This is a genomic window from Cellulophaga sp. 20_2_10, assembly GCF_023476645.1.
GTDB lineage: Bacteria > Bacteroidota > Bacteroidia > Flavobacteriales > Flavobacteriaceae > Cellulophaga.
The window spans coordinates 1-9,788 of record NZ_JAMCOJ010000011.1 but is presented as its reverse complement, the minus strand read 5'-3'; the positions used below and the strand labels follow the sequence as shown (position 1 = coordinate 9,788).

Annotated in this window: 10 protein-coding genes and 1 tRNA gene; 7 read left to right on the top strand and 4 right to left on the bottom strand. The window is 30.0% G+C overall.

The genetic code is table 11. The features are described 5' to 3' along the window. Nucleotides 1-12: 12 nt before the first annotated feature. From M4I21_RS15755 to M4I21_RS15745, 3 genes are all read left to right on the top strand, one after another. Nucleotides 13-966: a PorP/SprF family type IX secretion system membrane protein gene (locus M4I21_RS15755; RefSeq protein WP_249560188.1), complete on the top strand. Its 954-nt coding sequence runs from the start codon at nt 13-15 to the stop codon at nt 964-966. Between the two features lie 44 nt (nt 967-1,010). Then, entirely contained in the window at nt 1,011-1,367 is a 357-nt protein-coding gene (gene folB / locus M4I21_RS15750) for a dihydroneopterin aldolase (RefSeq protein WP_249560187.1), read from the top strand. 216 nt (nt 1,368-1,583) lie between these two features. Next, nucleotides 1,584-1,654, top strand: a tRNA-Cys gene (locus M4I21_RS15745). A 356-nt stretch (nt 1,655-2,010) separates the two neighbouring features. On the opposite strand, the gene M4I21_RS15740 is transcribed toward M4I21_RS15745, so the two are convergent. From M4I21_RS15740 to rnr, 3 genes are read right to left on the bottom strand one after another with little or no spacing between them, the layout of a single operon-like run. Further along, nucleotides 2,011-2,676 (bottom strand): LysE family translocator, encoded by a 666-nt coding sequence (locus tag M4I21_RS15740; protein WP_249560186.1) that lies wholly within the window; start codon nt 2,674-2,676, stop codon nt 2,011-2,013. A gap of 12 nt (nt 2,677-2,688) precedes the next feature. Next, the gene (locus M4I21_RS15735; RefSeq protein ID WP_249560185.1) at nt 2,689-3,369 is read right to left on the bottom strand and encodes a head GIN domain-containing protein; all 681 of its coding nucleotides are present in this window, start codon (nt 3,367-3,369) and stop codon (nt 2,689-2,691) included. 58 nt (nt 3,370-3,427) lie between these two features. Then, nucleotides 3,428-5,623: a ribonuclease R gene (gene rnr, locus M4I21_RS15730; protein ID WP_249560184.1), complete on the bottom strand. Its 2,196-nt coding sequence runs from the start codon at nt 5,621-5,623 to the stop codon at nt 3,428-3,430. Nucleotides 5,624-6,242: 619 nt separating this feature from the next. On the opposite strand from rnr, the gene rpiB reads away from it, so the two are divergent. Together rpiB and M4I21_RS15720 are read left to right on the top strand one after the other, a co-directional pair. Further along, complete coding sequence (rpiB, locus tag M4I21_RS15725) at nt 6,243-6,674, top strand: ribose 5-phosphate isomerase B (RefSeq protein ID WP_249560183.1); 432 nt, start codon at nt 6,243-6,245, stop codon at nt 6,672-6,674. A gap of 11 nt (nt 6,675-6,685) precedes the next feature. Next, complete coding sequence (locus M4I21_RS15720; RefSeq protein WP_249560182.1) at nt 6,686-7,126, top strand: GNAT family N-acetyltransferase; 441 nt, start codon at nt 6,686-6,688, stop codon at nt 7,124-7,126. Here the strand turns inward: M4I21_RS15720 and M4I21_RS15715 are convergent. Further along, nucleotides 7,123-7,497 (bottom strand): hypothetical protein, encoded by a 375-nt coding sequence (locus M4I21_RS15715; protein ID WP_249560181.1) that lies wholly within the window; start codon nt 7,495-7,497, stop codon nt 7,123-7,125. The two genes, M4I21_RS15720 and M4I21_RS15715, sit on opposite strands and share 4 nt — an antisense overlap. Nucleotides 7,498-7,648: 151 nt before the next feature. Between M4I21_RS15715 and M4I21_RS15710 the strand changes: the two genes are divergently transcribed. Together M4I21_RS15710 and M4I21_RS15705 are read left to right on the top strand one after the other, a co-directional pair. Further along, a complete protein-coding gene (locus M4I21_RS15710; protein WP_249560180.1) occupies nt 7,649-8,851 on the top strand; it encodes a C40 family peptidase in 1,203 nt (400 codons plus the stop codon). A 14-nt stretch (nt 8,852-8,865) separates the two neighbouring features. Further along, a complete protein-coding gene (locus tag M4I21_RS15705) occupies nt 8,866-9,621 on the top strand; it encodes a hypothetical protein (RefSeq protein WP_249560179.1) in 756 nt (251 codons plus the stop codon). Nucleotides 9,622-9,788: the final 167 nt, after the last annotated feature.

The window sequence follows — 9,788 nt, the reverse complement described above, 5'->3', positions numbered from 1 at the left end:
TAACCTATAATTATGCGATTTAAATTAGCAATCTTATCCCTATTTGCCGGCACAATGCTTTCAAATGCACAGGAGCTAAATTCACCACAACTCTCCCAATATTTGGCAGACAACCCATTTGTTTTATCACCAACATACGCAGGTATTGGTGATCATGTAAAAATTAGGATGAATGGACTTGCGCAATGGGTAGGTATAGAAGATGCACCAAGAACACAATCCTTAGCGGCTGATGCCAGAATTGGTAACAAGTCTGGTTTAGGTATATTTTTATATAATGATAAAAATGGATACACTAAACAACAGGGAGCAAGAATTTCCTTTGCGCACCATTTAACTTTAGATAAATATGAAGATGAGTTTTTATCTTTTGGTATCTCTTATAATTTTAATCAGTTCAGAATAGACATTCAAGAATTTAACTTAGTCGCTACTCCAGACAATGCAGTAACAGACGATAGATCTACAACAAACCATAACTTTGATGTTGGTCTTATGTATAGAATTAATAAATTTTATGCCAGTTTAAATGTGTCTAACTTAATAGATAAAGATATTTCTAATTTTAATGAAACTTTTGAACCTAATGCATTAAGAAATTACTACTTATATACTGGTTACAGATATAAAAAGAGTAGAAATAGTGATTGGGAAATAGAGCCATCTGTGCTTTATAAAATGTTCGAAAGTGATGGAAGATCTGAAACAGATTTAAATTTAAAATTTAGAAAATACGATTTTGAAGATTATTACTATGCAGGTGTAAACTACAGATTTTTAAATGATCAAATTGGTAAACCCTTGTATTTAGCACCTTTTGCAGGTTTAAAGAAAGATAATTATTACTTTGGTTACTCGTATCAAATAATTTTAAACGATATTTTAAATTACAGTACAGGTACACATGTTGTAACAATTGGTGTAGATTTATTCCAGGGATTAAGTAATTGTAGATGTACATACTAATTATTAATATGATTAGTTAAGTTTGCACATCTAAATAAAAACAAATGGGAAAAATAACAGTAAGTAATATTAAAACTTACGCATACCACGGTTGCTTACAAGAAGAAGCATTAATTGGTAGTGATTATCTAGTAAATGTTACTGTACATGCAGATTTAAAAAAAGCATCTGTATCCGATGATTTAGAAGATACGGTAAATTATGTACATATTAACCATATTGTAAAACAAGAAATGGCAATAAGATCTAAATTATTAGAGCACGTTGCAAAGCGAATTATAGACCGAATTTTTTCAGAATTGAGTATTGTAAATAAATCAGAAGTTACTGTATCTAAATTAAACCCTCCAATTGGTGGTGATGTAGAAATGGTTTCGATAACGGTACAATTAACTCGTTAAACTGCAACAAAAGAAGTTTCATATACTTGGGAATATGTGTACATTTGATCCTTCCCCCGTATTAAAAATGGCATTGTGGTCGAAATGGATAGACATAATCCCGCAAGGATTATCATAGTGGTTCGAATCCACTCGATGCCTCAAAAAAATGCAAAATTGATTTTAAAAAACTTATATTCTTATGAATTTATTTTTGTAAGTTTGCAGTCCTAAAATGGCATCGTGGCCGAGTGGCTAGGCTGAGCTCTGCAAAAGCTCCTACAGCAGTTCGAATCTGCTCGATGCCTCAAAAACCTTCACTAACGTGGAGGTTTTTTTGTTTCTATAAACATCCTAATAATCAAACCATTTTAATATCAGATAATTACATTTTTAAAATACTTTTATATCATAAATAATACAGCAGTTCTCCCGAAGCTTCGGGATGCTCGATGCCTCAAAAACCTTCACTAACGTGGAGGTTTTTTTGTTTCTAAAAGTTTTGATTATATTATTTCTAATCAGTTTATTACAATTTATATACTAAACTTTAGTCTTATACCATAGTTTACAAGAGGTAAACCTTTAATATATTTAGTCAAGTAAACTTCAATGTGCAAAAGAATAGAAGTATTAAATAATATATAAGTAAACGGAAGAAGTACTATTTTTCTAAAAGTTCCAAACCCTCTTGAATATTTAACTGGTCTTTAGGTAAAAAACCTTTTGTAATAAGTACCAATCCACAAATAACAAGTATAATACCTAGTACTTTTTTAGTTAAAAAAATACGTCTAGGAGTTAAATATCTTTTAAGCTGTTTAGCTAAAAGTATTTTAATAATATCAGTTGCAAAATAAGTACCTAGCATAGCAGAAAAGAAAACTACAATTCTATTAGAATCGTTATCTAAACTGGGGCCAACTACTAGAATAACACCAAGCCAAAATACTAATACTCCAATATTTATAAAGTTTAATAAAAAGCCTTTTATAAATAAACTTAAATATGCACTTTTACTAGATTTAAGGGCAGTTGGTTTTTCTTTTGTGGGTTTTTTTATAATAACAATTACTCCATAAACTAGAAGTATAACACCCCCAAAAATATACAATCCTGGTAAGTTACTTAAATTTTCTAGTAATTGATAACTACTAAAATAAGCGACTGTTAAAAATAAAATATCGGCTAAAATTACGCCAAGATCAAAAATCAACGCAGCTCTAAAACCTTTAACTGCACTGGTTTCTAAAAGCACAAAAAAAACAGGACCAATCATAAAGCTTAAAAAAAAGCCTAATGGTATTGCTGCCTGTATATCATCTAACATGTAATAGTTTTTCTATTTTCTTATTATTTTACCGCCAAAAACTGTTTTCTCGTCCATTTTTGTTGGGTTGCCAAAAACTAAAACCTCACCACCGGCTTTAACCGAAGCTTGTACATAATTTGTAGCAAAAATTTCTGCGTTACCACCAGCATTTACACTAATTGTAGTAAGTTCTGTTTTAAAACCTTTTCCATAATAAATTCCACCAGTATTTATTTTTACATCTTGATTTTTTGCAGATCCTGTTGTTGTAATTACACCACCGGTAACAGATTTAACTAATAACTGTGTAACATTAGTATCTATAATTAGTTCACCGCCTTCTTGAGATTTTAACTCTAATAAATCTTGTTTAATAGTTTCATTAGAGCTAATTCTTGCATCTTCATTTACATCTATTACAGTTAATATATCTGTATAATAAACATCTACAAATGTTCTGTAACCACTAAAAATTTTATCAATTTCCATACGTAGTTTTAGCACACCATCGTTATTAACAATTGAAACTTTTAGTGTGTTAGCACCAGTTATAATTGCCTCATTTTTGGTAGACTTAATAAGATTTACAGACAAACCGTCAAAAGCTTTTACCTCAGTAAAGCTTTCTAATTTTTGTGTAATTTTTTCGTTTTGTGCATGTACTAAACTAATAGTAAATAGCAAAAACGTAAATAAGTTTAACTTATTCATTTTGTTGTTTTTAGGTATATTTCCTAATATAATTTACAAAATTCGTTCCACAAATATATTACTCTGCTTTTCTAAGTAACGAAAAATCTAAATGTCTTTTTACTAAATCTGTACTTTTTACCATTACTACAACTTGTTCTCCTAGCTGGTAACTCTTTTTAGTACGCTCTCCTACGATAGAATAACTTTTCTCGTCATAAGTATAGTAATCGTCTTTAATATCTCTTATACGCACCATACCCTCGCATTTATTATCTACAATTTCTACATAGATACCCCATTCCGTAACTCCAGAAATTACACCTACAAATTCTGCATCTTTATGGTCGTCCATAAATTTAATTTGCATGTATTTAATAGAATCTCTTTCTGCGCTAGAGGCAAGGCCTTCCATATCTGATGAATGCTTACATTTTTCTTCGTAAACTTCTTGTTTTGCACTTGCACCACCATCTAAATAATGTTGTAATAAACGGTGTACCATTACATCTGGATATCTACGTATTGGCGATGTAAAGTGAGAATAATAATCAAAAGCTAAACCGTAATGACCAATATTATCTGTAGTATAAATAGCTTTACTCATACTACGTATAGCAAGAGTATCTACTAAATTTTGTTCTTTTTTACCTTTTACATCTTCTAGTAATTGGTTTAAAGATTCACTAATAGATTTTTTACTTTTAAAATCTAGTTTATGACCAAATCTAGAAATTATACCATTTAAATTGGCTAGTTTTTCTTCGTTTGGCTCGTCATGTACTCTATAAATAAATGTTTTTTCTGGTTTTTGTTTCCCAATAAACTCGGCTACTTTTCTGTTAGCCAATAACATAAATTCTTCAATTAGCTTGTTAGCATCTTTAGATTCTTTAAAGTAAACTCCTTCTGGGTTACTGTTTTCATCTAAACTAAATCTAACCTCTACCTTATCAAAAGATATTGCACCAGCTTTCATACGTTTCGTACGCATAATTTTAGCCAATTTATCTAATGTTAATGTAGCTTCTACTATGTCATCATCAACTGTATATGCTCCACTTTCTCTAATAGATATAGCTTCAGGAATTGTATTTTCTCCTGTTTCTATAATATGTTGTGCTTCTTCATAAGCAAAACGCTCGTTAGAATTTGTTACAGTTCTACCAAACCATTGGTTTATTAATAGTGCTTGTTCATTAATCTCGAAAACCGCAGAAAAAGTATATTTTTCTTCATTAGGACGTAGAGAACAAGCATTGTTAGATAACACTTCTGGTAACATTGGTACAACACGGTCTACTAAATATACAGATGTTGCTCTTTGGTAGGCCTCATCATCTAAAATAGTATCTGGTTCTAAGTAATGAGATACATCTGCAATGTGTATACCTATTTCATAATTACCATTTTCTAATTTTACAAAAGATAAAGCATCATCAAAATCTTTTGCATCCTTAGGATCTATCGTAAACGTAAGAGTATCTCTCATATCTCTACGTTTTGCAATTTCTTCTGGCTTAATAGATGTATCTATCTTATTAGCATAACTTTCTACTTCTAACGGAAATTGATAGGGTAACCCATATTCTGCTAAAATTGAATGTATTTCTGTATTATGTTCACCTGGTTTACCAAGAACTTCTGTTATTTCTCCGTAAGGTGAGTCTGCATCGTCTGGCCAATCGCTTAGTTTAACTATAACTTTATCACCATCTTGTGCATTATTAATTTTATCTTTTGGAATAAAAAAATCTGTATACATTCTAAAATCTGTAGATGTTACAAAAGCGTAATTCTTTTGTAATTGCACAATACCAACAAAGTTAGTTTTGTCTCTTTCTATAATTCTAGTTATTTCGCCTTCTAACTTGCGACCTTTTCTTCTTGGAAATATATAGACTTCTACAATATCTCTATGAAAAGCTTTCTTTAATTTATTACTAGCGATAAAAACATCATCATCTAAGCCTTCTATAACTATATATGCATTTCCTTTACTAGTAACATCTACTTTACCTGTGTGGTATGTTTTAGAACTTCTAGCAACTGCTTTATATTTACCTATACTTTCTTCTAGTATTCTCTTTTTTTCTTTTAACTGTACTAATCTCTTTACTAGTATGTTTCTTGTATTTGCATCTGTTATTCCTAATTTAGCAGCGATCTGCTTGTAGTTAAAACTTTCGCTAGGATCTTTTTCTAGTACCGTGAATATACCTTTAGTAATAAAGTTACGGTCTTTGTTATTAGTTCCTTTTTTAATCTTTGTCATTCATTTATTTATTTGTGGAAAATTACAAATTATTATCTACTCTAATCTACTTAAACCAATTTCTTAATTTTATAGTAAAGAAAACGTTGTTATAAACATATATATAATATACTATTATTCTTTTATTAAATTTTAAAAAAAAGAGGTGGTTATTATAGTGTGTTAATATGTACAATAAAATTATGCAATATTTCTTGTACTCAACAGTAATGTAAATTTATTGTAAACTTATGAGACGTTTATATTCTATTCTATTCTTAAAAATCAATCTATTACAATACTTATTAACTGTTATTAACAACTTCTATTAACAACATTTTTTTAATAAATAGACCTTCAATAATTGTTTACATTATTAACATTAGTCTTAATATCTTTTTCTTAAAAAGTTAAAAATAGATTTGGTAGAGGATAATCTATGCTATAATGCAACAATTTTTAGAATAAACAAAATTTATGTTTTGTATAGTTATTAAACTGTTGTGAACAACTTGTTAGTTGTATGTGACACAACCAAAAATGTATGTAAAAATGGGGGTTTGTATTTATTAACAATTTTAGAATAGTAAATACAAAGGTATTTGTACTTTTGTAGTGTAAAACTACAAAAAACAATACAATGCATATAGCTATAGGTAATGATCATGCTGGTACAGATTATAAATTTGCGGTACTAGAACTTTTAAAAGAAAAAGGTATAGAAGTTACCAATTACGGTACAGACAGTAATGATAGTGTAGATTATCCAGATTTTGTACATCCTGTAGCTGCAGATGTAGAAAATAAAAAGGTAGATTTTGGTATCCTTATATGTGGTAGTGGTAATGGTGTTTCTATGACTGCTAATAAATACCAAAAAGTAAGAGCTGCTTTATGTTGGACAAAAGAGATTGTTTCTCTTGCTCGCCAGCATAATAATGCCAATATATTAAGTATACCAGCTCGTTTTGTTTCTTTACCACAAGCTCTAGAAATGGTGAATACATTTTTAGATACTGAGTTTGAAGGCGGAAGACACCAAAACAGAGTTGAAAAAATAGCTTGTAATTAACATACCTTATTATGGTGGTAACTGTTAAAAGCTTTAAAGAGCTAACTACAAAAGATTTATACGCAGTTCTACAATTAAGATCAGAGGTCTTTGTTGTAGAACAAGATTGCGTTTACCAGGATGTAGATGGTAAAGATTTTGAAGCATTTCATGTTTTGGGATATAAGGACAATAATTTAGTTGCTTATACTCGTTTTTTTAAATCTGGAGATTACTTTAAAGATGCCAGTATTGGTAGGGTAGTAGTTAAAAAGTCTGAAAGAAAACACAAGTATGGTTACGTAATTATGCAAGAATCTATAGCTGCAGTAAAAGAACATTTACAAGAAACAACAATTAAAATCTCGGCTCAGAAATACCTTCTAAAGTTCTATACTAATTTAGGTTTTAAAGAAGAAGGAGACGTGTATTTAGAAGATGGTATACCACATATGATAATGTACAAGCACTAAATTTTAATTGGTGTTTTATTACTTAGGTTTATATCTTCAAGCATATCTGCTGTAAATTTAAAGTGCCCTTTGGTTGTTATAATTCTAAACCTATTAGAGTTCATTCTACTTAAAGTGTCTAAAAACAGCCATTTAGATTTTAGTAATTTTGGTGTGTCCGATTTTAAACTTATCTCAAAAAAGTATTTTCTACCATTTTTCATAGCAACAATATCTGGTGTTATTTTAACACCAGTACTTTTTCTAATATAAGACTTTGGTATTTCGCAATCTGTTGCATCTGCCTTAATGTTAGTAAAGCCTCTAGATTCTAAATAGGAAATAGACTTTAATATAATCTCTGTATTTTCTAGTTTATCTGTCTTAATCATAGTTATCAACATAACAAAATAAACTTTAATTTCCTAATTTATATACTGATTAACAGTACTTTAACGTAGTTATTAACATATCAATGTTGATTTTATCTACATTAAAAACAAAATTTTCATATTTTCACTCATCCAATTCAATATGTACAAAATGATGAAGTATATCAATTCTAAAATCCCTTTTATTGCGCTTGTAGCGGTACTAATTTTAGGTAGTTGTAAAAATGAAGTAGTAATTAAGGATAATCCTGTTTTAGAATATGTAGCTAAGGTAAAACAAGAGTATGCACCAGATAAGCGTGTAGCTCTTTTTAATATTGAATCTAAAGCTACAGACAAACAGTATGTCCTAACAGGTGAGTCTAACTTACCAAAAGCTGTAAACGAGCTTAAAACAAAGCTAAATGATGCTAAAATTGAATATATAGACAGTATACAGTTGCTACCAACAGCAGAATTTAAAAATAGCAATTGGGCTATTGTAAAAATATCTGTTGCTAATTTAAGAAGCAAAGCAGGACACTCACAAGAACTTGCTACACAAGCAACCTTAGGCACGCCTGTAAAAGTTTTTAAGAGTGATGGTGATTGGTATTTAATACAAACACCAGATAATTATTTAGCGTGGGTAGATAAAGGAGGTATAGAAATTTTGAAGAATGATGATCTTAAAACGTGGAAAACAGCTAAAAAAATTATATATACTGATATTACAGGTTTTTCTTACACGTCAACAACACGTCAAGAAACTGTATCCGATTTGGTAGCTGGTAGCATTTTAGAATTAGTAGCAGATGAAGGGTCATTTTACCAAGTAAAATACCCAGATGGTAGGCTTGCTTTTGTAAAAAAGGAAGAAGCACAAACCTATAATAGTTGGTTAGCAGCCTTAAACCCAACAGAAGAATCTTTGGTAGCAACATCTAAACAATTAATGGGTTTGCCTTATTTATGGGGTGGTACCTCTAGTAAAGGGGTAGATTGTAGTGGATTTACAAAAACCATTTATTTTTTAAATGGTATGGTGTTACCAAGAGATGCATCTCAACAAGTACATGCAGGTGCAATAATAGACAAGGATAAAGATTTTAGTAAGCTTGCTGTTGGCGATTTACTATTTTTTGGCAGACAAGCAACAGATTCTACCAAGCAAAGAGTTGTACATGTTGGTATGTGGATTGGTAATAACCAGTTTATACATTCTTCTGGTCGTGTGCATATTAGTAGTATGGACAAGGAAGCAATAAATTTTGATGAATTTAATTTAAATAGGTATTTACAAAGTAACCGTATGTTACACCAAAATACAGAAGCTATTTTAAAATTAAAAAAGGCTAAACTTTTTATGGATTAATAAATTTTATTAAAATGAGTAAAATAATTAGCATTCTAATAATGGTATCTGTTCTTACGGCCTGCAATGGTATAAAAAAAGAGAACCTTCTTGCTGCAGATACTAATGATACAGTCCTAAATTTTCAAGACGCTTTAAAAAGTTATAAGGCACAAGAGCATCGTTTTGAAATTAAAGCTTGTAAATTATATTATAATGAACAACATGTTGTCTTAGATAGTCTTCATCTCTTTGAAAAAGTAATGGGAGATAGTTTCAAAGGGAGAATCACATATTTCTACGATGATAAGCCAATAAGTTTTAAAGCTAGAAGATTGGGTGATATTCATAATCTCGAAGAAACAAATGGTATAGATAATAGGCCTAGAATGGTGGCAAGCATCGCCATAAAATTATCTGATGATACCGAGGTTTTAAAGGATATAGCAGATGGTTATGAATCTATGGTGTCAGAAAGAGAAGCTGCATTTATCAATTTACCCACCTTAGAAGGATATGTGCTTATTGACGGCCAACTTATTAATGCCAATACAAAAATTAAAGACTTTAATAAAGATAGAAAAAATAATAAATTGCCCTTATATACACCATTGTTAGGTATGGCAATTTCCCAAGGAATAACCTATGGAAAAAGTTATTGTCTACCTGCATATAATAGTATTGGTTATACAAATGTTACTTTACTTTACAATGATGAAAACTATTTAGAAAAAGATTACCAAGTAACCACCATAAAAGAAGTTAGGTATAATTATCAACAGCCTTATTAATGAGCAAAATAATTAGCATTCTAATAATGGTATCTGTTCTTACAGCCTGCAATGGTATAAAAAAAGAGAACCTTCTTACTGCAGATACTAATGATACAGTCCTAAATTTTCAAGACGCTTTAGAAAGTTATAAGGCACAAGAGCATCGTTTTGAAATTAAAGCTTGT

Excerpts from the sequence above, each read along its gene's own strand:
- M4I21_RS15740 (WP_249560186.1), bottom strand. The coding sequence starts at position 2,676 with ATGTTAGATGATATACAGGCAGCAATACCATTAGGCTTTTTTTTAAGC.
- M4I21_RS15755 (WP_249560188.1), top strand. The coding sequence starts at position 13 with ATGCGATTTAAATTAGCAATCTTATCCCTATTTGCCGGCACAATGCTT.
- folB (WP_249560187.1), top strand. The coding sequence starts at position 1,011 with ATGGGAAAAATAACAGTAAGTAATATTAAAACTTACGCATACCACGGT.
- rnr (WP_249560184.1), bottom strand. The coding sequence starts at position 5,623 with ATGACAAAGATTAAAAAAGGAACTAATAACAAAGACCGTAACTTTATT.
- M4I21_RS15705 (WP_249560179.1), top strand. The coding sequence starts at position 8,866 with ATGAGTAAAATAATTAGCATTCTAATAATGGTATCTGTTCTTACGGCC.
- M4I21_RS15715 (WP_249560181.1), bottom strand. The coding sequence starts at position 7,497 with ATGATTAAGACAGATAAACTAGAAAATACAGAGATTATATTAAAGTCT.
- rpiB (WP_249560183.1), top strand. The coding sequence starts at position 6,243 with ATGCATATAGCTATAGGTAATGATCATGCTGGTACAGATTATAAATTT.
- M4I21_RS15710 (WP_249560180.1), top strand. The coding sequence starts at position 7,649 with ATGATGAAGTATATCAATTCTAAAATCCCTTTTATTGCGCTTGTAGCG.
- M4I21_RS15735 (WP_249560185.1), bottom strand. The coding sequence starts at position 3,369 with ATGAATAAGTTAAACTTATTTACGTTTTTGCTATTTACTATTAGTTTA.
- M4I21_RS15720 (WP_249560182.1), top strand. The coding sequence starts at position 6,686 with ATGGTGGTAACTGTTAAAAGCTTTAAAGAGCTAACTACAAAAGATTTA.